Source organism: Cupriavidus sp. 01T418, assembly GCF_056398885.1.
In genome coordinates, this window is the sequence record NZ_JBFTQG010000043.1 from 19,525 (window position 1) to 40,153 (window position 20,629).

A 20,629-nucleotide genomic window follows, 5' to 3' on the forward strand; every position below is an offset into this window, starting at 1 on the left:
TTATCGGCGCATTCCGCGGTCTGCCAAGCACTCTTGCAGTTCCGCATTGCGGAACTCTGTTCCGATGATGTAGTATATCGCAATGCGCGATCCGTGCAATAGGCACGCGCCTTCATCCCACCCGCGGAGACTTCTTTTGGCCACTGAATCGCAAGCCACGCCCGCAACAGATGCCGCCGGCGCCACACCGCGCGAAAGCGACCCCAATTTCGTCACCGCGCTGGCGCGTGGTCTTGAGTTGCTGCGGTGTTTCCGCACCGGCGAAGCGATGCTGGGCAACCAGGATTTCGTGCGCCGTAGCGGCTTCCCCAAGGCCACCGTGAGCCGGCTGGCCGGTACGCTGGTGCAACTGGGCTATCTGCGCTACGACGATAGCCTGGGCAAGTACGCGCTGGACGCCGGCGTGCTGGCGCTGGGTTATTCCTAYCTGTCCGCATCCAATGTGGTCGCGCTGGCGCGCCCGCATATGCTGGCGTTTGCCCAGGCGTATGGGGTGTCCGTGTCGCTGGGCAAGCGCGAGCGGCTGGAGGTGATCTATCTCGAATCGATCCGCAATGATGCGGGCGTGATGCTCGGGCTGGGTGTGGGGTCGCGCCTGTCGCTGGTGTCGAGTTCGATGGGGCGCGCCTACCTGGCTGCCTTGCCGGCGGTCAAGCGCGAGCGGCTGCTGGCGGAGTTTGCCCAGGCCTATCCCGAACAATGGAAAACCCAGGAGGCGGGCATGCGCACCGCGGTGGCGGAGGCTTCGACCCTGGGTTACGCGGCGTCATTCCGCGACTGGCACCCGGCGATACACGCGTGCGCGGTAGCGTTCCGGCCGGTGGGAGAGAAGGAGTTGCACATGCTGAGTTGCAGCGCATCCTATGGTTCGGTCGAGGAGGCGGTATTCCACGACAAGCTGGCGCCGGCATTGCGCGCGCTGGCGGCGCGGATGTCGGATCCGGCGCAGTGAAGTGCGCAAGGCGGTACCGGCCCGGCCGCTACCGCCTTGCGCTGGCTTACAGATCCGTGCGCAGTTTCCACAATTCCGGGAACAGCACCACGTCGAGCATCTTGCGCAGGTAGCTGACCCCCTCGGTGCCGCCTGTGCCGCGCTTGAAGCCGATCACGCGCTCCACGGTCGTGACATGGCGGAAGCGCCACTGGCGGAACGCATCCTCCAGGTCGACGAACTTCTCGCCCAGTTCATACAGTTCCCAGTGCGCTTCGGGCTGGCGATAGACCTCGAGCCACGCGGCTTCCACCGAGGCATTCTCGCCGGCCGGCCGGGTCCAGTCGCGCTCGATGCAGGCCGCATCGATGGCAAAGCCGCGCCGCGCCATCAGCCGGATCGCCTCGTCATACAGCGATGGCGTCTTCAATGCTTCTTCCACCAGCGCCAGGTGTTCGGGCTGGTGCGCGTGCGGGCCCAGCATGGCCGCGTTCTTGTTGCCGAGGATGAACTCGATCTCGCGGTACTGGAAGGACTGGAAGCCGGACGACATCCCCAGGTACGGTCGCATCGCCGAGTATTCTGGCGGTGTCATGGTGGCCAGGACATTCCACGCCTGCACCAGTTGCTCCATGATGCGCGAGACCCGCGTCAGCATCTTGAAGGCCGGCGGCAGCTGGTCCTGGCGCACGCATTCGCGCGCGGCGCGCAATTCGTGCAGCGCCAGCTTCATCCATAGCTCGCTGGTCTGGTGCTGCACGATAAACAGCATCTCATTGTGCTCGGGCGAGAGCGGATGCTGGGCGTTCAGAATCTTGTCCAGGCCCAGGTAATCGCCGTAGCTCATGTCCTTGGCGAAATCCATCTGGGCGTCGTGCCAGCTGGCGTCGCCGCCGCTGGTTGCATTTGCGTCCAGGCCCGCGCCCGACATCGGGCATCCCTTGTTGCTATTCATGTTGCATGCTCCTGCTCAGGTCACCAGGCCACGGGTCTGGTGGCGTTCGGCCTTGTGGCTCCCGCTGTCCAGCACGTCGCGCAGGATCTCCACCGCATCCCATGCCTCGGTGAAGCTCGTGTACAGCGGGGTGAAGCCGAAGCGCGCGATGCGCGGCTCGCGGTAATCGCCGATCACGCCGCGCTCGATCAGGGCCTGCACCAGCGCGAAGCCATCGGGATGGGCAAAGCTGACATGGCTGCCGCGGCGCGCATGGGCGCGCGGCGTCACCAGTTCGAGCGGGTGATGGCCGCAGCGTTCTTCCACCAGTGCGATAAAGAGGTCGGTCAGCAGCAGCGACTTGGCGCGCAGCGCCGTCATGTCGGTCTGGGCAAAGATGTCGAGACCGCATTCGATCATGGCCAGCGAGGTGATCGGCTGGGTGCCGCACAGGAAGCGGGAGACGCCTTCGCGCGGCCGATAGCCGGGTTCCATCGCGAACGGCGCGGCGTGACCCCACCAGCCGGACAGCGGCTGCCAGAAGGCGTCGCGCAACGCGGGCGCGACCCACAGGAAGGCGGGCGAGCCGGGGCCGCCGTTCAGGTATTTGTAGGTGCAACCGACCGCGTAGTCGGCCTTCGACGCATTCAGCGCCACCGGTACCGCGCCGGCCGAGTGCGCCAGGTCCCATACCGTGAGCACGCCGCGAGCGTGCGCCATCTCGGTCACGCCCGCCATGTCCAGCATCTCGCCCGTCTTGTAGTTGACGTGGGTCAGCATCAGCACGGCGGTGTCGGCGTCGACCGCCGCTTCGATTTCCTCGGGCGCATTCACCAGGCGCAGCGAGTAGCCCTGCTGCAGCAGGTCGGCCAGCCCCTGGGCGATGTAGAGGTCGGTGGGGAAGTTGCTGGCTTCCGACACGATGACCTTGCGCCTCGGGTCGCGCGCCTGCTGCACGCGCAGCGCGGCCGCCAGCACCTTGAACAGGTTGATCGACGTGGTGTCGGTGACGACGATTTCATCCTTGCCCGCGCCCACCAGCGGTGCCAGCATATTGCCCAGGCGTTGCGGCAGTTCGAACCATCCGGCCGTGTTCCAGCTGCGGATCAGGCCGGTGCCCCATTCCTCGGTCACCACGTCGGCGGCGCGCGCCGCGGCGCTGCGCGGGCGGGCGCCCAGCGAGTTGCCGTCGAGGTAGATCACGCCCTCGGGCAGTGCGAATTGTTCGCGCAGTTTGCGCAGCGGATCCTGCTGGTCAAGGGCGAGGCATTGCTCGCGGGTCAGTGCGGTCATGGGTGAGAGGTTTCCTGGGGGGCGATTCGGTTGGGCTCAGGTCAGGCTGCGCAGCACGGCGCGCACCGGGCTTGCATCGAGTCCGGCAAAGCGCAGGGGCAGCGCGATCAGTTCGTAATCGGCTTCGGGCACGGCGTCGAGCACGAGTCCTTCGAGGATGGCGAGGCGGTGCCGGCGCACCGCGCGGTGCGCGTCCATGGTCTTGGATTCCTGCGGGTCCAGCGAAGGCGTATCGATGCCGACCAGGGTCACGCCGTGCGCGGCGAGCAATGCGATCGTTTCCGGCGCGACCGCGCAGAAATGCGGGTCCCACTGCGCCACCGGGGCCTGGCGGTAAGTGCGCAGCAGCACGCGCGGCGGTACGCCTGCCAGCGCATGGTCGATGTGGCGGGGTTCGACCACCGGGGTGGCGCCGATGCAGTGGATCACCCGGCAAGGGCCGAGATAGGGCGTCAGGGCCACTTCGCCGATCGGCTGGCCGTCCGCGGCGTAATGCAGCGGTGCATCGGCGTGGGCGCCGGTGTGCGGCGACAGCGTGATGCGGCCGACATTGACCGGGCAGTGTTCGTCTATCTGCCAGGCGGCTTGTTGCTGGAAAGGTGTATCACCCGGCCATACGGGCGTGCCAGGCGAGAGCGGCGGGCTGATGTCCCACAGCTGGCGCTCGATGTCGGGGGTGCGGTGGTTTGTCATGAGTGGCTGACGCCGGGAGGCGGCGTTCCAGTGCTCTGCGTGGAGCGGATGACGGCATGATAGTCAATATTCCGGGCAAGAGGCTTGCTAATTGGCTGGGTCTTTCCCACAAATTTCGCATAGAATTTCAGTCGAGAAGAAAATTATGGAAGAATCTGCGAAATGAACCTCGACCCCATCGATTTGCGCATCCTGAGCTGCCTGCAGGAGAACGGGCGCATCAGCAACCAGGACCTGGCCGACCGCGTGGCGCTGTCGCCCTCGGCCTGCCTGCGGCGGGTCCGGCTGCTTGAGGAAAGTGGCGTGATCGGCGGCTACCGCGCGTGGTTCGACGCCGAGCGGCTCGGCCTTGAACTGGAGGCGATCGTGCAGGTGTCGATGCGCCCGGAGACGCAGGGATGGCACGACACCTTCAACGCGGCGGTGCAGTCCTGGCCCGAAGTGGTATCGGCCTACATCATCACCGGCGACAGCAATTACATCCTGAAAGTGCAGGCGCGCAACCTCAAGCACTACTCGGATTTCATCGTCAACCGGCTCTATCGCACGCCCGGCGTGATGGATATCCGTTCGAACATCGTGCTGCAGAAGATCAAGACCGATGGCTCGCCGCTGGCGGTGATCAAGGGCGAGCCGCTGGGCTGAGGCCGGGTCAGCGCGGTGCGTGCAGCGCGATCAGGCGGCGCAAGATGTCCTTGAGCTGGTCGGCTTGCACGGTGCCGAAGTCGTTCACCACCTGCTGTTCGTGCGCGGCGGCCTGGTCGAGCAGCGCGTGGGCGCGGGCACGGCCGCGCGCGGTGATCGACACCAGCGCATGGCGGCGGTCCCGGGCGCCGTTGCGACGCATGACGAGGCCGTCGGCGGCCATGCGGTCGACCAGTTTGGTCAGCGTGGGCTGCTTGGTGAGCGTGATATCGGCCAGCGCGCCGATGGTGCAGTCCGGCCGGTCTGTCAGCGTGGCCAGCACGCGCCATTCGGCCACGGAAAAGCCCGCTGCTTCCACCTGCCGGTGGAAATCGCCCGACACAAGGTGGCTGGCCCGCGCCAGCAGATAGGGCAGGTAGCCGTCAACAAAGGCAACCGAGGCGGCCGAGGCGGGTTTGGGCGAATCGGTCATGGCGGTACGCCGGGACGTCAGTCCGTCAGCGGCCTGGTGGTGGCAAAGCGGCCGTCGTGGAACACCAGCGGATTGCCGGCGTCGTCGTGCGCGCCGCAACGCTCCACCTCACCCACGAAGATGACGTGGTCGCCCTCGTCGTAGCGGCTGCGGTTGTGGCATTCGAACCAGGCCAGCGCACTGGCCAGGATCGGCAGGCCGTTCTCGGAGAGGCGGTAGTCGACACCGGCAAAGCGGTCGCCCTTGAGCGTGGCGAAGCGCTGGCACAGGTCCAGCTGGGATGCCGACAGCACATTGATGATGTAGTGCGAACCGTCGCGGAACATCGGCAGGCTGTTGGCGCGCGTGGCCATGCTCCACAACACCAGCGGCGGATCGAGCGAGACCGAGTTGAACGAGCTGGCGGTAATGCCCACGAAGGGCGCGCCCGGCGGCGAGCCGGAACCCGCACGGGTGGTGATGACCGTCACGCCGGTGGCGAACTGGGATAGTGCACGCCGGAAGTGCTGCGTATCGAAATCGGGAGAGGCGGCCTTGCGGGAGGCCTCAGGCATGCCCATCTTGCGGGCTCCACTGGAATTCATGAAATTTCATATATTATTTGCGCCCGCGACAAGACGCACAAGTACAAGCTAATGCGTCCGGCAGGCGCAATCGGTGGGCTGGCCCACCAAGCGCTTCCGGGACCATGCCAAGACACACGGCAGGATCGCTCCTGGAGGCGACAAAGGCGCATCGAGCAAATCGAGCTCCGCTGGCTGGCGGCTTTTCGGCGCACCCTTGAACTGTGCGCCCTGACCGCCCAGGAAGTCGTTGGGATTGTAACGGAGTCCCAATCCCGACTTGCCAATGTGGGGTTGGCGGAACTGGCGGTGCAATCGCCCGGCAAAGCGCTGCCACCTGGTGATCGATTGCATCGTGGAAGGACTGCTGCATGCGTCCGAACCGCCGCTGATGCTGAAAGGTTCGCACGGTATCTTCCCGGCCATACTTCGGCGGCAGGCCGGTTGCCGAACGAGTATGCTAACTAATGTCATAAGTCATAAGCCGGAGAGATCGCGATGGATAACGAGCGGGAAATTGCCACCCTGGGGGGAGGTTGCTTCTGGTGCCTGGAAGCGGTGTACCAGCAAGTCAAGGGCGTGCGTGCCGTTGAGTCGGGTTACACCGGCGGCCACGTGAACCATCCGACTTACGAGCAGGTGTGCGGCGGCGACACGGGACACGCCGAAGTGGTGCGCGTGAATTTTGACCCGACGGTGATCAAGTATCGCGAGATACTCGAGATCTTCTTCGCTATCCACGACCCCACCACGCTGAACCGGCAGGGCAATGACGTGGGCACGCAGTACCGCTCGGCCATCTTCACCCACACCGAGCCGCAACGTGCCATGGCCGAGTACGTGATGCGCGAGGTGGCCGCGCAGAAGCTCTACGATGCGCCGCTGGTCACGCAGATCGAACCCGCGCAGCCGTACTGGCGCGCCGAGGAAAGCCACCAGAACTACTACCAGAATCACCCTAGCCAGGGCTACTGCTCCTTCGTGATCTCCCCCAAGCTGGCCAAGTTCCGGCAGAAGTTCGCTCACCACCTGAATCGCTGAGGCACGGGCCGGCGGCTGGCTAGAGCCGGTCGGCGATGGCCTCGGCCAGACGCAGGCAGGTCAGCGGCGCGCTGCCTTCGGCCTTGTTGCTGACGATCACATAGGCCGGTTGGCCCGAGTGCAACGTGCGTACGACCTGGGCGGCGATCATCGCGCGGGTATCCGGGTCCTCGTCGATCAGCCGGTCGAACGGCGCATAGCGCGATTCGGCCTGCTGGTAGGCGAAGCCGGCATGCAGCATCCAGCGCAACACCAGTGGGCCGGGCTCGCCTTCGTCCATCAGTGCTTGCGCCGGCAATTGCCGTTGCGTGGGTGGCATGCGTTCGCGCGCCGACAGGCAAAAGCGCACGCCGCGTGCGCGCAGCAGCTTGATGAAGCGAGGTGTGAGCAGGCTGGCGTCGCGCAGTTCCACCGCGTAACGGGCGTGCGGCGTGGCGACGGGATCGAGCGGGGGCAGGGCGCCAAGGAATGCGTCGAGCCGCGCCAGGAAGCTGGCACTGTCCGCGGCCATCGCGCCCAGCGGCGAGAGCTGGAACAGCAAAGGCCCGCACTTGGCGCCAAGGCCCGCCGTGGCGGGGGCCACGAAATCCCGCTCGGCGATCCCGGCATCCAGGAAGCCGGCATTGGCGAGCCGCCCCGCACCTTCGGACGTGCGCAGCCACGGATCGCAGACGCTTGCGGGCGCCTTGACCAGGAAGCGGAAATGCGCCGGCACCTGGGCCGCATAGGCCACATAGTCGGCCAGCGGGATCGGCGCGTAGAAGCCGCGATCGATGCCGGCGGCGCGCAGCAGCGGATGCTGGGAGTAGGCGTCCAGGCCTTTGCGCGAGAGCAGGCTGTCGCTGTATTCCCCCTGGTAGACCAGTCCGTTCCAGCCGCCATAGGACCATGACGACGTGCCCAGATGCAGRCCGGGCGGCAGGCGTTCCGCCAGTGCCAGCAGGGCCGGGTCCGGCGGCGGCGCCTGCACGCTCTTGCCGCGCGCGGGTTTGGTGGCTGTGGTTGCGGTAATGCCGGGAGCGGGCGGTGCCGGTTGTTCCGGCAGGCCGCCGAACAGGTCTTCAGTCAAGCGGATTCAATCGAGCGCTTTGTCATAGATGTAGCGGCGCGACCAGGGCAGGCTCTGCGACGAGAGGCTGGCCCTGTGGCAGACCACCTGGTAGATCGACATCTGGTCGGTGTCGAAGGCATGCCCGCAGCCTGCCAGGTAGACGCGCCAGATGCGGTATTTCTTCTCGCCCACCATGGCGCGGATGGTCTCGCCCCGGGCCTCGAAGTTGTCCGCCCAGTGGCGCAGCGTGCGCGCGTAATGGCGGCGCATCAGCTCGACATCGGTGGCCTCCAGGCCGCCGCGCTGCAGCGTGTTGAGCACCATGCCGATGTGCGGCAGCTCGCCCTGCGGGAAGACGTAGCGATCCATGAACTCGGAACCGTCCATGGGCGTGGAGCCGCTGTCGGGATCGGGCGATGTAATGCCATGGTTCATGGCGAAGCCGTCTTCGGCCAGCAATTCACGCATGCGGCCGAAGTAGGCGGGCAGGTTGCTCTTGCCCACATGCTCGAACATGCCGACGCTGGTGATGCGGTCGAACTTGCCGGCTATGTCCCGGTAATCCTGCAAGCGGATCTCGATGCGGTCCGCAAGCCCTGCCTGCCTGACGCGCTCGGTGGCCAGGTCGAACTGGTTCTGCGACAGCGTGATGCCCACGCAGCGCGCGCCGAATTTTTCCGCCGCGCGCATCACCAGTGCGCCCCAGCCGCAGCCGATGTCGAGCAGGGTCTGGCCTGGCTGCAGCCGGATCTTGGTCAGGATGTGGTCGATCTTCTTGCGCTGGGCGGTGGCGAGGTCCTCGTTGCCATGCTCGAAATAGCCGCAGGAATAGACCATGCCCGGATCGAGCCAGAGCCGGTAGAACTCGTTGGAGACGTCGTAGTGATATTGGATGGAGGCCTTGTCGGCCGCCTTGGTGTGCGTGAAGTGCCGTGCCACCCGCGCCAGCGCGCCGCCGGCCTGCGCACTGGCGGCTGCCGAAAAGCGGTAGGCCACGGCAATGATGTCGCTCAGCTTGCCGTCCAGGTCGATCTTTTCCTGCACATAGGCTTCGCCGAGATTATCCAGGCTGGGGGTGAGCAGCAGGGACATCGCGCCCGCCTCGCGTACCGTGAGCGTCACCGCCGGCTGCTCGAAGCGGCCGAGCGGATACTCGTTGCCGTTCCACAGGCGCAGCTTGACGGGGAGATTGGCCCGCTCGCGCAGATCGGCGATCCAGTGGTCCAGTTGCTTGTCCAGTGCTTGCTTGAAAAACATGCGGCCTCCCTCCTGATGGTTGCGGCACACTCCTCGAACTCACAGCGGGCAGGTGCAGCCTGCTCGTGACGGCCGCCTCCTTGCAAAGGCGACCTCCATGCACTTTACGATAATTCCCAATTTTGTGCAGTGTGCGACCTTGATAGCCGGCACTGCGTTCATTCAGGGCGACAAGCGCACGATCTGCCAGGCGCCATCCGCCTGCAGCCGGTAGGCGATCCGGTCGTGCAGGCGCGACGGCCGCCCCTGCCAGAACTCGATCCGGGTCGGCACCACGCGATAGCCGCCCCAATGCGCCGGGCGTGGCGGGTTGTCGCCGAATTTGGCGCGGAAATCCGCTTCGCGCTGCTCCAGCACCGTGCGATCCGCTACCTCGCGGCTCTGCTCCGAGGCCCACGCGCCCAGGCGCGAACCGAGCGGCCGCGACGCATAGTAATCGTCGCTCTCGGCGTCGGTAACTTTTTCAACGCGTCCTTCCACGCGCACCTGGCGCTCCAGTTGCACCCAGTGAAACAGCAGCGCCGCGCGCGGGTTGGCGGCAAGGTCCAGGCCTTTGCGGCTTTCGTAGTTGGTGAAGAAGGTGAAGCCCGTTGCATCCATGCCCTTGAGTAGCACGATGCGTGCCGAGGGCTGGCCATCGGCGTCGACGGTGGCCAGTGTCATGGCGTTGGGCTCGGGCAGCTTGGCGTGTATGGCTTCATCGAACCAGCGCTGGAACTGGCTGATGGGATCGGGCGCCACATCGGATTCAGACAGCGATCCGAGTACGTAGGTGCGGCGGAGTTCGGCTAGTTGTGTCATGTCGGATCAGGTATCGAGTCAGCAGGCCGCGCGCGGGCAGGCGCCCTGCGCGTGCGGCCCGTCTGATTTGAGTATAGCGAAAGCGAAGCAAGCCGCATTTGCGTGTGCGCAAGTCACCGCCAGTGCCAGTGCCATGAGCGCACAAGAGAGATAGCGCGCGGCAATTGAATTGCGGCAATGCCCGACGCCAGGATGCCGAGCGAGCGTAACGGTAGATGCCTTGAGCGAGAGCGCGAACAACGCCACCACGCGGCAGGCATTGAGGGCCATGCGGCGTCATGCCGGGGCGGGAGCGGGGAGGGAATCGGGAAAAACAAGTGCGGCCGAGGCCGCACCCAATGGACGCCAGCTGCGAAATCAATCCGCCGCCGGACACCCGTTTCGTGCCATGTATTGAGAACTTCGTTATAAATGGCCGTTTAATTATGCGAGCGGCGTCGTCGATATACAACGACGGTCTGTGCTTACGCGCCAAAGTGTTGCGAAATCGCGTCATCGACGACGAGATGTCTCGCAGGCAGGCAACGGGCAGGTGACCAGCGCGTCGCGGCTCAGCCGCCCTGGTACATGGAGGTCCCCGGTGCCGAGCGCCGAGGCTCGCTCGGGCGCGTCGGCGCGGCTGGCTGAGACGGCGTCATGGCCGCAGGCGCTGCCTGTGCGGTGGGAGAGGGCGCGGGGCCGGCGCTCTGGCCGTTCTTGCCGGTAGCCGGATCGCGGTAGGGCTGCCCGGGCGGCGGCGCGGTGGGACGCTTGCGGATTTCCGCCAGCAGCCTGCCGCACTGACTGCTCTCGTCGGCTGTGGAAAGCTCGGTCAGCGGCAGGATGGCCGCGCCGATCGGTGCGGCCAGCGCCAACGCCGCCACGCCGCCGGCACGCAAGGCCAGCACGCCGATGTCCGGGCTGACCGATGGTTTCTTCAGCGTGCCGCCCACATAGAGCGGTGAGCGCAGCGAAAAGATGCGCAGGCCCTTTGACTCGGGCCGGATGGTGAGCGCAAGCCGCTCGCTGGCAAAGTCGACGGCGCCGCTGGTGTCGACCAACGCATCCTGGGTGTCGAGGACAAAGGTGCGCGCGCGCGCCACTCCCTTGGTGAACGTGAAGTCGCCGACGCCGCAGTTGATCTGCACCAGCTTGTCGCCGAACAGCTTGCGCACCACCACGCTGCCCACATTCAGGCCCATTGCCTCCAGCAGGAACTTGCTGACCGTGCCGTTTTCCACCAGCAGCCTGGCTTCGCCATTGGACGTACCCAGCAGCGCGGCGACCGAGTTGCCGGTAGCGCTCAGCCTGGCGCTGCCGTTGAGCTCGCCGACGCTCGCGTGCATCGTTTCGAATTTCGGGAACAGCTGCTTGAGCTTGAGGTGGCGCGCTTTCACGTCGACGGTGGCGGCCAGCGGCTCGCGCTTGCCGTCGAGCTGCAGCGACGACGTCAGGTTGCCGCCCGCCACGCCGAAATTGAGCGGGTCCAGCGTGAGCACGCCATCCTTGAGCTTGAGGTGGGTTTGGAGGTCGGTGATCGGCAGGTCGACGCTGCGGATGATGTGCTTGCCCGTGAATTTCACGTCGGCATCGATGCTGTCCCAGCGCTGCGTGCGGAATGGTGCCACGGGCAAGGCCTTGTCGGCGGGCTGGCGCACCGTGCTGTCCGAGGCTGCTTTCCCGGGCTTGGCGTCGGCGCCGATCAGCGGGGCCAGGTCTTCGAAGCGCAACTGGTTCGATTCCAGCTCGCCGGACAGCAGGGCGCGAGGCTGGCGCTGGGTGTAGGTGAGCGAGCCGTTCAGGTCGCTGCCGCCGACGCGGCCGGTGAACTTGTCGTAGCGGTACACCGACGCGCCGCTGCGCAGGGTGGCAACCAGCCGGCCACGGGTTTCGTATGGCGGGGTGCTCGGCAGCACGATGCCGGTCAGCGCATAAAGCTTGGCCATATTGTCGCCCGACAGTTGCAGGTGCATGTCGAGCGCGCCGAGGTGGGCGGGGTTGGTCAGCGTGCCTTCCACCGTCGCGCGCGTGCTGCCGACCCGCACATCGGCCTGCACGGGAAAGGGCACGTCGGCATCGCGCAGGCTCAATACGGTACCGGCCTTGCCGGTGGCATTGATAGTGGCCTCCCGGTAGCGGCCCGTGGCCTTCCAGCGGATACCGTAGCGCGGGCCGCCCGCCGCCGGGCCGGTGGAACCGGCGGCCCCCGTTCCGGCCGCGCCGGATGCCGGGGGCGCGATCAATGCGCCGTCGCGGGACTTCTCATAGAGGGCCGCGTCGCCGATCGTGTCCAGACGCGCCTGCAACTCCACCTTCATGGCCTGGTCGTTCAGGGCAAGGTCGCCGCGCGCCAGCGCCACTTCGCCGATGTCGAGCCGCCATTGCGACGGCGTCTTGCTGGCGGAGGTGGCGAAGGTCCAGTTGTTGCGCTGATCCGCCAGCCGCTCCAGCCATACCGCGGGGCTGTCGACAACAATGGCGGGAACGGAGATCCGGTGGGAAAGCAGGGGCAGGGGGCGCAGCACGAAGATCAGTTCGCGCACGGTGGCGAAGTTCGGTTCATGGGCCCAGTCGGGATTGCCAATCGTGATGTCGCGCGCGGAAAGGCGCGGCCAGGGCACCCAGGTATGCCAGCCGGTCTCGCCCTCGGCGCTGCGCCAGGTTACGGTCAGGTCGCCGTTGACGGCGAAAGGCCGGCCGATGGCCTCGGAGACTCTCTGGTTAAGCCACGGCTTGAGGCGGTTCCAGTCGAATATCAGGACAATCACGACGAGCACCGCGATGAGCACCAGCGGTGTCAGTACACTCCAGAGAACGGCCTTGCGGCGCACGGGCATGGGGTCGGGATCCTGATCGACGCGGGCAGCCGCGCGCTGTCTGCGAGACAATGCGGCGGTCGAACCACGTGTGGGTATTGTATAGTTGCGCGCCCCGCAATGCTGTCGGCGCCCGGCTGACAGGGTGCCGCAACGCACGTTTTACCAGCAGTGTCCTTCAAATCAGCAAGCTTCGAGCAAGAAATGAGCAACCACGTCCCGGAAACCGCCCTCCAGCAGGAACTGGCGCAACTGCCGCCGGCCCTTACCCACGAGAGCCCGGAGGATGACGACTATCACCGACGTTTCGGCGGTGTGGCGCGCCTGTACGGCACCGAGGGCCTGGCGCGGCTGGAGGCGGCGAACGTTTGCGTGGTCGGCATCGGCGGGGTGGGCAGCTGGGCGGCCGAGGCACTGGCGCGCAACGCGGTCGGCCGCGTCACGCTGATCGATCTGGACCATATCGCGCTGTCCAATACCAACCGCCAGATCCACGCGCTCGGCGATGCCTATGGCCGTGCCAAGGTGCAGGCGATGGCCGAGCGCATGGTGCAGATCAACCCGCGCTGCCGGGTGACGGAAGTGGACGACTTCGTAACCCCGGAAAACCTCGTCGAACTGCTCGACGGACACGACTACATCATCGATGCGATCGACTCGGTCAAGGTCAAGATCGCCATGCTGGGCTGGGCGCGCCGCGTGGGCCGGCGCATCATCACCTGTGGCGGCGCCGGCGGCCAGCTCGACCCGACCCGTATCCGCGTGGTGGATTTCTCCCGCACCGTCCAGGATCCGCTGCTGGCCAAGGTGCGCTCCAGCCTGCGCAAGGACTGGGGCTGGCCGCGTAATCCCAAGCGGAAGTTCGGCATCGACGCGGTCTACTCCGACGAGCCCCTGCGCTATCCCGAGCCCGAACAGCAGTCCTGCGAAATCGACGAGGCCCCGGAGGCCGCGGCAACCGGGCTGACCGAGCCAACCGCGCCGCCGGCCGGTCCGCAGGGGCTGGCCTGTGCCGGCTTTGGCTCCTCGGTGGCGGTGACTGCGGTGTTCGGGATGGTGGCGGCTTCCAGCGTGCTGGCCGCGCTCACGGCGCCGGACTGAGGTCCTGGCTGTCCCGGCTGTCTCGCCTCAATCCTCAGGCCGCAAGCAGCGCCAGCAGGGCGGCCAGTTCGGCCTCGCCCGGCGCGGTGTTGTCGAAGTAGGCCAGTTCGGGGTGCTGCTCGGGTGCGGGCATGAAGCGCCGCGTGCGGTAGTCATCCCAGTGCGCCAGTTTGTAGGCGTCGTTGGGGTTGCCGCGCCGGACGATTCGGGCATGGGCCTCGTCTTCCGGCAGGTGCACCCACAGTGTGCGCACCCGGGTGCCGACGGGCACGCGCAGCCACTCGGGATCGTGCAGCAGATGGTCGCGCACCTCGCGCGATAGCGGACCCACCACGATCGCGCTGATGCCCAGCGCCAGATTCTCGCGTGCGGTATCGAGCAGGCCGTGGTATTCCGCATCCCGCAGGTACTTGAGATAGGTCGGGCTGTCACGGTCGTTCGGGTCGCCGGTCAAGGCGCCCATCGCCGCGGCGCTGTAGCTGCCATAAAGCGTGTCCTTGTCGAGCAGGCAGAACGGCTCGCCGGTGGCCTGCATCAGCGGGCCGATCAGGCGGTGGGCCAGGGTGGTCTTGCCGGTGCCGGCATGGCCGCAGAAGAAGAGCAGTCGGGGCATGGGAAGCCAGGGGTCAGCCTGGTGCGATGAAAGAGCCAGTTCCGAGCATACGCCGGCAACTCTGGCGGCGCCGCGCTTTGTCCTGGAGTTTGTCGTGGATCCGGCCGAGCCCCTGCGGATTCGGTATCCTTGCGTTTTGCGCGATTTCGTCTTTCCGATATGACCGATTCCTCCATGCCGGGCACCGCCGCCCTGGCCCCCGACCTGTTGCTGGGCGAGCCCGTGACCGACGCCACCCACGCCGAATTCGTCCAGTTGCTGGATGCCGCCACGCGCGCGGACGATGCCCGCTTCCTGGCGGCGCTGGACGAGTGGATCGATCACACCCGCCATCATTTCGGGCAGGAGGAAGCGTGGATGGAGGCGATGGCCTTCGGCCCGCAGCATTGCCATCGCGGCGAGCACGAGCAAGTGCTGGCGGTGGCTGGCGCCGTACGCGAGAAGGCGGCCGCGGGCGACCTGACGCTCGGCCGGCGCCTGCTGGCGGAATTGCCGGGCTGGTTCGACCAGCATGTGAAGGGGATGGACGCGATGATGGTCAGCCACATGCGCGACAACGGCTTCACCCTGATCGAAGCGCCGTCGGAGCAGGCAGTCTAGTCTGCCTTGGCTGCCGCGCGGTCGAGCACGACAAAGTGCTTGCGCACCGCTTCGAGCACCTCGAACAGGCCGGTGAAGCCTGCCGGAATCACGCAGGCGTCGCCGGGGCCGAATTCGCGGGCATTGCCCGCGTCGTCGCTGATGCGCAGGCGTCCGCTGATGACGTGGAAGAACTCTTCCTTGCCGGCCGGAAAGGCAATGCGCCAGGCGCCTGGTTCGCAAGCCCATATGCCGCAATCGAAGTCACCCTGGCTGGCGGTGTAGTGCGTCCAGGTGGTGCGGTCCGGGTTGCCGGCGACCAGCCGGTCGGGGCGCGGGCGGTCGTGGCTGGGCAGTGGTTCGGCGTCGGTCTGGAAATCGATCAGGCGGGGCGGGGAAGCGGTCACGGCGGAACAGGATCGGGATCAGGATCAGGGGAGCGGGCACAGATGGAAAACGGCGGGCCGGGCCCGCCACGTGTACCCGCCAGTCTAATTGAGCGCCGAGGCCAGTAGCCGGCGCCAGCGCGAAACCACTTCGGGCTGGCCGCTCATCAACTTGAATATCGACAGCATTGCCGTGCGCCCGATATCGTCCTCGAAAGTCCGGTCCGTTCGCACGATGGCCAGCAATTGCTCCAGCGCCTTCTCGTACTGCCGATGCGCGATCAGCGCGCGCGCCAGGTCCAGCCGTGCCTGCAGGTCGCCGGGTGCCTCGGCGATACGGGCCTCCAGCGTGGCCGCGTCGGGCAGGTCGGAGGCGCCGCGCATGGCCTCGACCCGGGTGTGCAACGCCGCGTAGCCGTCTTCCTGCGCCGCTGCCGGCGACAGCATGCCGAATTCGGCCTGGGCCTGGTCCAGTGCGTCTTCGTCGAGCAGGAAGCCGATGTATTCGAGGCGCGCCGCGTCAAAGCCGGGATCGAATGCCAGCGCCGCCTGGAACTCGGACCTGGCGGCGTCGCGCCTGCCCGCGGCGGCGTGATCGCGCGCGGCGCCCAGTGCCACCAAGCCCGGATTTGGCATCACACGGCCAATAAACTCACGCAGGCCGGATTCAGGCAGCACGCCGGTGAACTGGTCGACCGCCTTGCCGCCGGCAAACGCCACCACGTGCGGAATGCTGCGCACGCCGAAATGTGCCGCCAGTTCCTGGTTCTCGTCCACGTTCACCTTGGTCAGCCGCCATTTGCCGGCGGCTTGCGCTTCGAGCTTTTCCAGCATGGGCCCAAGGGTGCGGCAAGGACCACACCAGGGCGCCCAGAAATCCACCAGCACCGGGATCTGGCGCGACGTCTCGATCACGTCCGCCTCGAAATTCTGCAAGGTTACGTCACTCATGGCTTAGTCTCGAAAAGTGGCACACCCGCGGCGGTGCCGCGAGGGATAACGCGCCTGGTGCATCGACCTTTCCTATCTTGGGGCGGGAGCCGCCAAATGCAACCGTGCCGAAGCGGGCGCGAAGGTGGACAAGGGTAAGCGAAGGATTGAAAATAGAACGGTCGTTCGGTTACATTACATCGCAGGATTCGCATTCCACGACCAGGTCGGACAGACCGCACAAGGAGACCTTTATGCAGACCCCTCAGCCCGCGCGCCCGCATTTCCAGTTCTGGCCCAAGCGCGTGCCCACCGAGATCGTGCTGCCGGAGACCTCGCTCTGGTACAACCTGGTGGTATCCGCCCATCGCTACCCGGACAAGGCAGCCATCCGGTATTTCGGTAACGCCATCCCGTTCCGGGCGCTGGAAGCCCAGGCCAGCGCCATGGCGGGCTGGCTGCAGCAAAAGGCAGGGGTGAAGAAGGGTGACCGCGTGCTGCTGTATATGCAGAACTGCCCGCAGTTCATCGTCGCCTACTACGCGATCCTGCGCGCGGATGCCGTGGTGGTGCCGGTGAACCCGATGAACCGCGCCGAGGAATTCAAGCATTACATCCACGACGCACAGGCCACCGTGGCGATCTGCAGCGCGGATCTCGCCGCCGGAGCCGAGCAGGCTAACGCCGAACTGCCGGCCGAACAGCGCCTGCAGCATCTGCTGGTCACGCAATACAGCGACGCGCTGCCGGCCAGCTACGAGAATCCGGAAGACGCCCCGGCGGCCTGGCTGACCACCCGGCATCCGCTGCCCGCCGGTGCCACGCCGTGGGCCGAGGCGCTCGCCGCGCAACTGGTGCCCGGCCCGCATACAGCCGGCCCGGACGACATGGCGGTGATGCCCTATACCTCGGGTACCACCGGTTTCCCCAAGGGCTGCATCCACACCCACCGGACCGTCATGCACAACGTGATCGGCGGGGGCACCTGGAGCGGCAGCGGCGCGGAGTCGACGATCCTGTCGGTGCTGCCACTGTTCCATGTGACTGGCATGCAGTACGGCATGAACGGCCCGATCTACAGCGGCGCCACCGTGGTGATGCTGCCGCGCTGGGACCGTGAAGTCGCGGGCCGGCTGATCTCGCGCTACCAGGTCACCCACTGGACCAACATCCCGACCATGGTGATCGACTTCCTGGGCAGCCCGAACCTGGCGCAGTTCGACCTGTCGAGCCTGCGCTATATCGGCGGCGGCGGCGCGGCCATGCCGCAGGCCGTTGCCGAGCGTCTGCAGCAGCAGTTCGGGCTGAATTACATGGAGGGCTACGGCTTGTCGGAAACCATGGCGCCGACCCACGGCAATCCGGCCGACCGGCCCAAGCTGCAGTGCCTGGGCATGCCCACCTTCAATACCGATGCGCGGGTGATCGACCCGGTCACGCTCCAGGAAGTGGGCGTCAACGAGGTCGGCGAGATCATCGTGCGCGGCCCGCAGGTGTTCAAGGGCTACTGGGGCAAGCCGGATGCCACGCGCGACGCCTTTATCGAGTTCGAGGGCAAGACCTTCTTCCGCACCGGCGACCTGGGCCGCATGGACGAAGATGGCTACTACTTCATCACCGACCGGCTCAAGCGCATGATCAATGCGTCGGGCTTCAAGGTGTGGCCGGCGGAAGTGGAGAACCTGCTGTACAAGCATCCCGACGTGCAGGAAGCCTGCATCATCGGCACGCGCGATGCCTACCGCGGCGAAACCGTGAAGGCGGTGGTGGTGCTCAAGACGCATGCCAAGGGCAAGACCACGCCGGAGCAGATCATCGAGTGGGCCAAGGAGAATATGGCGGCCTACAAGTACCCGCGCGTGGTGGAGTTCGTCGACGCGCTGCCCAAGTCGGGCACCGGCAAGGTGATGTGGCGCGCGCTGCAGGAAGACGAGAACGCGCGCAACCCAGGTTCCCAGCCGGCCGCAGCCTGAGCGCATGGCATGCCAGCGGGCACGTCAGTGCCCGCGCATGCGCATCAGCATCTTGACCATGGTCTTGTAGCTTCGCTCGCGCGCGTAGCGGGTCGGCGTAGTGCCGTCGCGGTCGGCAAGGTTGGCGTCCGCCCCCGCGTCGAGCAGCAACTGCACCGTGTCTTCATAGCGTGCGCTGCCATCGCCCATGACGATGGTCTCCAGCAGGGCGGTCCAGCCTTGGCGGTTGACATGGTCGACCGCGACGCCAGCCTTCAGCAGCACCTTCACCACTTCGGTATTGCCATGCTCGCAGGCCACGATCAGCGCGGTGCTGTCGTTGTGGTCGGTGCTGTCGAGGTCGGCGCCATGCGCCAGTGCCAGTTGCACCACCTCGAGTTGCCCGGTGGCCGCGGCCAGCAGGAAGGGGCTGTTGGATTCGCTATCCTTGCGGTTGACGTCGGCGCCGGCCGCCACCAGCGCCTTGGCCACTTCGGTATGGCGGCTATAGACCGCCACCAGCAGGGCGTTGCGGCCGCGTTCGTCGGTGGCCTGGGCCGAAGCGCCGGCAGCCAGCAAGCGCTTGACCAGTTCGAGATCGCCCAGCGTCGCCGCGACGATCAGGTTGCGGTCGAGCGCGCCCACGCTTTCGTGCGAGGCGGCGGCGGAGCCTTGCGCATGCGAGCGCGGCGAAGTCTGGGCCGGTCCAGTGCTGGCCGGGCGCGCCGCCAGGCTCGATCCGCCCGGACCGGCCAGCAGCGCACCGCCCATCAGCAATCCGGTCAGTCCCAGCACTTCGGCAAGCACCAGTCGGCGGGGGCGGGCGGAAGTGCGCGGCATCCTGGTCGTCCCTGGTCAGGCAGGTTCGCTCACCGCCGGTGCGGCATCCGTATCCTGCAGCCGCCGCCAAAGCCGGCCCAGGTAGGGGTCGTCGACGCCATTGGTGGCCAGGCCCAGCAGTGTCTGCTGCAGGTATTCGCGCGCCGGGCCATAGAGGCCGCAGGCGTGGCGCAGGCGTGCCACCACATGGTCGTCGGGCAGGCGCCCGGCATAGGCTTCATGCGTGCGGTTCATCACGAAGGCCAGTGCGCGCTGCGGCGGGCAGCCGGTCATCTTCACGTTGAGCCAGCGCGGATGATAGGCGCCGGTGAGCATCTCGCGGCGCCACAGCAGCCGGAATTCCTGCTCGATCATATGTTGGGGGATGCGGAATACGACGCCCTGGCACGAGCCGCCGCGGTCCAGGCCGAGCACCAGGCCGGGATTGTCCCAGGTGCCGCGATTGATGCGCGAGTACAGGTAGAAGCCGCGATGGTAGCCATGCACTGTGGCCGGTTGGCGGTCCGTATGGATCACCATCGGGTTCCAGATCAGCGAGCCATAGCCGAACACCCAGACATCGCCGGCCAGCCCGGGCGTATCCGGCCGCTGGTCCAGCGTGATGCGCAGCGAGCGTTCGAAAGCTTCTTCGGGAAGCAGCGAGGAAGCCACCGGCGTGCTGCAAAGTGCAGCACGCAGCCGATCCGTTTCGAGATCTTGTCGGGTGATGGCCATGGTGCAAGCATAATCCAAAGCTGCGCGGCAGGCGGCATGGAAACCACATGGCGTGCAGAAATCTCTGTAAGGTCCGGCAGGCTGTATGCGACTGACAACGGTCAGCCACGCTTCGGAGCTCCAGCATGCACAAGCATTTCGAACAGCCAGCAGGGACGGATGCCATGGTATCCCGGCATTCCCGACCTTGCCGGCCCGCCCTTCGCTCGCGGGCATGGTCGGCGCGCTGGGCGCCATTGCTGGTGCTTGCCGCGCTGGCCGGCCCTGCCCGCGCGGCGGCCGGCGCGGTGCCGGCCGCCTGCCTGCATGACAGTCCGCCGCAGCGGCTGGCACTGATCGAGCTCTATACCTCGGAAGGCTGCAACAGCTGCCCGCCGGCCGACCGCTGGCTCGGCGCGCATGCCGCGCGGCTACCTGCCACGCAGGCCCTGGCGCTGGCCTTGCATGTCGACTACTGGGACAGCCTGGGCTGGCGCGACCGCTTTGCCAGTCCGGTGTTCACGGCGCGCCAGCGCACGCTGGCCGCCGCCGTCGGCAGCCACACCGTCTATACGCCGCAGGTGTTTGTCGGCGCGCGCGAAGAGCGCCGCTGGCACGACGCCGGCCAAGTCGCGGCGCGCGTCTCCGAAATCAACGCGCAGGCGCCCGGCGCTTCGCTCCGGCTGGGCTGGCAGGCGCTGGCCTCCGGGCAGGCGCAGGTAGCGTTGAACGTGACGCCGGCGGCGCGTTCCGGTCCTTTGCAGGCCTATGCCGCGCTGGTCGAGGATGGCCTGGTGTCGTCGGTGAGCGCGGGCGAGAACTGGGGCGCCACGTTGCATCACGAGCGCGTGGTGCGGCTCTGGCTGGGGCCCTTCGCCGTGCCCGCCGAGGGACTGGCCTGGTCGGGCAGCGTGCCGCTGCCGGTGGGCTCCGATCCGCGCAAGCTGGCCTGGGTGGCCTTTGCACAGCAGCCGGGCGCCGAAGTGGCGCAGGCGGTGCTGGCGCCGCGCTGCGAGTTGCCGGGCTGACGACGGCGCAGAAGCCATGTGACAGTGTTGT

The 20,629-nt window shown here is 66.7% G+C and carries 21 protein-coding genes; 7 read left to right on the forward strand and 14 right to left on the reverse strand.

What is annotated here, in order from left to right; genetic code table 11:
- The first annotated feature begins 136 nt into the window (after window positions 1-136).
- Complete coding sequence (locus AC1DQ3_RS28875) at window positions 137-952, forward strand: IclR family transcriptional regulator (protein WP_477123569.1); 816 nt, start codon at window positions 137-139, stop codon at window positions 950-952.
- 46 nt (window positions 953-998) lie between these two features.
- Here the strand turns inward: AC1DQ3_RS28875 and kynA are convergent, their stop codons facing one another.
- The 3 genes from kynA to kynB are packed head-to-tail and all read right to left on the reverse strand — an operon-like array spanning window position 999 to window position 3,851.
- Window positions 999-1,886, reverse strand: coding sequence for a tryptophan 2,3-dioxygenase (gene kynA / locus AC1DQ3_RS28880; protein WP_477123570.1), 888 nt, complete (start codon window positions 1,884-1,886; stop codon window positions 999-1,001).
- 15 nt (window positions 1,887-1,901) lie between these two features.
- On the reverse strand, window positions 1,902-3,158 hold the full coding sequence (kynU, locus tag AC1DQ3_RS28885) for a kynureninase (protein WP_477123571.1): 1,257 nt from the start codon (window positions 3,156-3,158) through the stop codon (window positions 1,902-1,904).
- Window positions 3,159-3,194: 36 nt separating this feature from the next.
- Window positions 3,195-3,851, reverse strand: a complete 657-nt coding sequence (gene kynB / locus AC1DQ3_RS28890; protein ID WP_477123572.1) for an arylformamidase — start codon at window positions 3,849-3,851, stop codon at window positions 3,195-3,197.
- A gap of 162 nt (window positions 3,852-4,013) precedes the next feature.
- Here kynB and AC1DQ3_RS28895 point away from each other — a divergent pair, with 162 nt between their 5' ends.
- Window positions 4,014-4,496, forward strand: coding sequence for an Lrp/AsnC family transcriptional regulator (locus tag AC1DQ3_RS28895; RefSeq protein ID WP_477123573.1), 483 nt, complete (start codon window positions 4,014-4,016; stop codon window positions 4,494-4,496).
- Between the two features lie 7 nt (window positions 4,497-4,503).
- Here the strand turns inward: AC1DQ3_RS28895 and AC1DQ3_RS28900 are convergent, their stop codons facing one another.
- Together AC1DQ3_RS28900 and AC1DQ3_RS28905 are read right to left on the reverse strand one after the other, a co-directional pair.
- Complete coding sequence (locus tag AC1DQ3_RS28900; RefSeq protein WP_477123574.1) at window positions 4,504-4,968, reverse strand: MarR family winged helix-turn-helix transcriptional regulator; 465 nt, start codon at window positions 4,966-4,968, stop codon at window positions 4,504-4,506.
- Between the two features lie 17 nt (window positions 4,969-4,985).
- Window positions 4,986-5,528: a flavin reductase family protein gene (locus AC1DQ3_RS28905; RefSeq protein ID WP_477123609.1), complete on the reverse strand. Its 543-nt coding sequence runs from the start codon at window positions 5,526-5,528 to the stop codon at window positions 4,986-4,988.
- Window positions 5,529-6,029: 501 nt separating this feature from the next.
- Between AC1DQ3_RS28905 and msrA the strand changes: the two genes are divergently transcribed.
- Entirely contained in the window at window positions 6,030-6,572 is a 543-nt protein-coding gene (gene msrA, locus AC1DQ3_RS28910) for a peptide-methionine (S)-S-oxide reductase MsrA (RefSeq protein WP_477123575.1), read from the forward strand.
- A gap of 19 nt (window positions 6,573-6,591) precedes the next feature.
- On the opposite strand, the gene AC1DQ3_RS28915 is transcribed toward msrA, so the two are convergent.
- The 4 genes from AC1DQ3_RS28915 to AC1DQ3_RS28930 all read right to left on the reverse strand — a co-directional run bounded on the left by AC1DQ3_RS28915 (window position 6,592) and on the right by AC1DQ3_RS28930 (window position 12,497).
- Window positions 6,592-7,641 carry a DUF72 domain-containing protein gene (locus AC1DQ3_RS28915; RefSeq protein WP_477123576.1) on the reverse strand — a complete coding sequence of 350 codons (1,050 nt, stop codon included), beginning with the start codon at window positions 7,639-7,641 and terminating at the stop codon, window positions 6,592-6,594.
- A gap of 6 nt (window positions 7,642-7,647) precedes the next feature.
- Window positions 7,648-8,880 (reverse strand): class I SAM-dependent methyltransferase, encoded by a 1,233-nt coding sequence (locus AC1DQ3_RS28920; RefSeq protein WP_477123577.1) that lies wholly within the window; start codon window positions 8,878-8,880, stop codon window positions 7,648-7,650.
- 162 nt (window positions 8,881-9,042) lie between these two features.
- Window positions 9,043-9,681 carry a pyridoxamine 5'-phosphate oxidase gene (gene pdxH / locus AC1DQ3_RS28925; RefSeq protein ID WP_477123578.1) on the reverse strand — a complete coding sequence of 213 codons (639 nt, stop codon included), beginning with the start codon at window positions 9,679-9,681 and terminating at the stop codon, window positions 9,043-9,045.
- Window positions 9,682-10,232: 551 nt separating this feature from the next.
- Window positions 10,233-12,497 (reverse strand): AsmA family protein, encoded by a 2,265-nt coding sequence (locus tag AC1DQ3_RS28930; protein WP_477123579.1) that lies wholly within the window; start codon window positions 12,495-12,497, stop codon window positions 10,233-10,235.
- A gap of 183 nt (window positions 12,498-12,680) precedes the next feature.
- Here AC1DQ3_RS28930 and AC1DQ3_RS28935 point away from each other — a divergent pair, with 183 nt between their 5' ends.
- Window positions 12,681-13,577 carry a tRNA threonylcarbamoyladenosine dehydratase gene (locus tag AC1DQ3_RS28935; RefSeq protein WP_477123580.1) on the forward strand — a complete coding sequence of 299 codons (897 nt, stop codon included), beginning with the start codon at window positions 12,681-12,683 and terminating at the stop codon, window positions 13,575-13,577.
- Between the two features lie 34 nt (window positions 13,578-13,611).
- Here AC1DQ3_RS28935 and AC1DQ3_RS28940 read toward each other — a convergent pair whose 3' ends face one another.
- Complete coding sequence (locus tag AC1DQ3_RS28940; RefSeq protein ID WP_477123581.1) at window positions 13,612-14,190, reverse strand: P-loop nucleotide/nucleoside kinase family protein; 579 nt, start codon at window positions 14,188-14,190, stop codon at window positions 13,612-13,614.
- A gap of 159 nt (window positions 14,191-14,349) precedes the next feature.
- On the opposite strand from AC1DQ3_RS28940, the gene AC1DQ3_RS28945 reads away from it, so the two are divergent.
- The gene (locus tag AC1DQ3_RS28945; protein WP_477123582.1) at window positions 14,350-14,790 is read left to right on the forward strand and encodes a bacteriohemerythrin; all 441 of its coding nucleotides are present in this window, start codon (window positions 14,350-14,352) and stop codon (window positions 14,788-14,790) included.
- On the opposite strand, the gene AC1DQ3_RS28950 is transcribed toward AC1DQ3_RS28945, so the two are convergent.
- Together AC1DQ3_RS28950 and trxA are read right to left on the reverse strand one after the other, a co-directional pair.
- The gene (locus AC1DQ3_RS28950; RefSeq protein ID WP_477123583.1) at window positions 14,787-15,176 is read right to left on the reverse strand and encodes a cupin domain-containing protein; all 390 of its coding nucleotides are present in this window, start codon (window positions 15,174-15,176) and stop codon (window positions 14,787-14,789) included. The two genes, AC1DQ3_RS28945 and AC1DQ3_RS28950, sit on opposite strands and share 4 nt — an antisense overlap.
- A gap of 84 nt (window positions 15,177-15,260) precedes the next feature.
- Complete coding sequence (trxA, locus tag AC1DQ3_RS28955; RefSeq protein WP_477123584.1) at window positions 15,261-16,106, reverse strand: thioredoxin; 846 nt, start codon at window positions 16,104-16,106, stop codon at window positions 15,261-15,263.
- A 233-nt stretch (window positions 16,107-16,339) separates the two neighbouring features.
- On the opposite strand from trxA, the gene AC1DQ3_RS28960 reads away from it, so the two are divergent.
- Window positions 16,340-18,058: a long-chain fatty acid--CoA ligase gene (locus AC1DQ3_RS28960; protein ID WP_477123585.1), complete on the forward strand. Its 1,719-nt coding sequence runs from the start codon at window positions 16,340-16,342 to the stop codon at window positions 18,056-18,058.
- A 24-nt stretch (window positions 18,059-18,082) separates the two neighbouring features.
- On the opposite strand, the gene AC1DQ3_RS28965 is transcribed toward AC1DQ3_RS28960, so the two are convergent.
- A complete protein-coding gene (locus tag AC1DQ3_RS28965) occupies window positions 18,083-18,877 on the reverse strand; it encodes an ankyrin repeat domain-containing protein (protein ID WP_477123586.1) in 795 nt (264 codons plus the stop codon).
- Between the two features lie 15 nt (window positions 18,878-18,892).
- Window positions 18,893-19,591, reverse strand: a complete 699-nt coding sequence (locus AC1DQ3_RS28970) for a gamma-glutamylcyclotransferase (protein WP_477123587.1) — start codon at window positions 19,589-19,591, stop codon at window positions 18,893-18,895.
- A 125-nt stretch (window positions 19,592-19,716) separates the two neighbouring features.
- On the opposite strand from AC1DQ3_RS28970, the gene AC1DQ3_RS28975 reads away from it, so the two are divergent.
- Window positions 19,717-20,598, forward strand: a complete 882-nt coding sequence (locus AC1DQ3_RS28975; protein ID WP_477123588.1) for a DUF1223 domain-containing protein — start codon at window positions 19,717-19,719, stop codon at window positions 20,596-20,598.
- Window positions 20,599-20,629: the final 31 nt, after the last annotated feature.

What these genes read in the sequence shown, in the direction of transcription:
- AC1DQ3_RS28905 (WP_477123609.1), bottom strand. Translation starts at nt 5,528, where the DNA reads ATGGGCATGCCTGAGGCCTCCCGCAAGGCCGCCTCTCCCGATTTCGAT.
- AC1DQ3_RS28935 (WP_477123580.1), top strand. Translation starts at nt 12,681, where the DNA reads ATGAGCAACCACGTCCCGGAAACCGCCCTCCAGCAGGAACTGGCGCAA.
- trxA (WP_477123584.1), bottom strand. Translation starts at nt 16,106, where the DNA reads ATGAGTGACGTAACCTTGCAGAATTTCGAGGCGGACGTGATCGAGACG.
- AC1DQ3_RS28920 (WP_477123577.1), bottom strand. Translation starts at nt 8,880, where the DNA reads ATGTTTTTCAAGCAAGCACTGGACAAGCAACTGGACCACTGGATCGCC.
- AC1DQ3_RS28900 (WP_477123574.1), bottom strand. Translation starts at nt 4,968, where the DNA reads ATGACCGATTCGCCCAAACCCGCCTCGGCCGCCTCGGTTGCCTTTGTT.
- AC1DQ3_RS28945 (WP_477123582.1), top strand. Translation starts at nt 14,350, where the DNA reads ATGACCGATTCCTCCATGCCGGGCACCGCCGCCCTGGCCCCCGACCTG.
- kynB (WP_477123572.1), bottom strand. Translation starts at nt 3,851, where the DNA reads ATGACAAACCACCGCACCCCCGACATCGAGCGCCAGCTGTGGGACATC.
- AC1DQ3_RS28960 (WP_477123585.1), top strand. Translation starts at nt 16,340, where the DNA reads ATGCAGACCCCTCAGCCCGCGCGCCCGCATTTCCAGTTCTGGCCCAAG.
- AC1DQ3_RS28975 (WP_477123588.1), top strand. Translation starts at nt 19,717, where the DNA reads ATGCACAAGCATTTCGAACAGCCAGCAGGGACGGATGCCATGGTATCC.
- AC1DQ3_RS28930 (WP_477123579.1), bottom strand. Translation starts at nt 12,497, where the DNA reads ATGCCCGTGCGCCGCAAGGCCGTTCTCTGGAGTGTACTGACACCGCTG.
- AC1DQ3_RS28940 (WP_477123581.1), bottom strand. Translation starts at nt 14,190, where the DNA reads ATGCCCCGACTGCTCTTCTTCTGCGGCCATGCCGGCACCGGCAAGACC.
- AC1DQ3_RS28895 (WP_477123573.1), top strand. Translation starts at nt 4,014, where the DNA reads ATGAACCTCGACCCCATCGATTTGCGCATCCTGAGCTGCCTGCAGGAG.
- msrA (WP_477123575.1), top strand. Translation starts at nt 6,030, where the DNA reads ATGGATAACGAGCGGGAAATTGCCACCCTGGGGGGAGGTTGCTTCTGG.
- kynA (WP_477123570.1), bottom strand. Translation starts at nt 1,886, where the DNA reads ATGAATAGCAACAAGGGATGCCCGATGTCGGGCGCGGGCCTGGACGCA.
- kynU (WP_477123571.1), bottom strand. Translation starts at nt 3,158, where the DNA reads ATGACCGCACTGACCCGCGAGCAATGCCTCGCCCTTGACCAGCAGGAT.
- AC1DQ3_RS28970 (WP_477123587.1), bottom strand. Translation starts at nt 19,591, where the DNA reads ATGGCCATCACCCGACAAGATCTCGAAACGGATCGGCTGCGTGCTGCA.
- pdxH (WP_477123578.1), bottom strand. Translation starts at nt 9,681, where the DNA reads ATGACACAACTAGCCGAACTCCGCCGCACCTACGTACTCGGATCGCTG.
- AC1DQ3_RS28965 (WP_477123586.1), bottom strand. Translation starts at nt 18,877, where the DNA reads ATGCCGCGCACTTCCGCCCGCCCCCGCCGACTGGTGCTTGCCGAAGTG.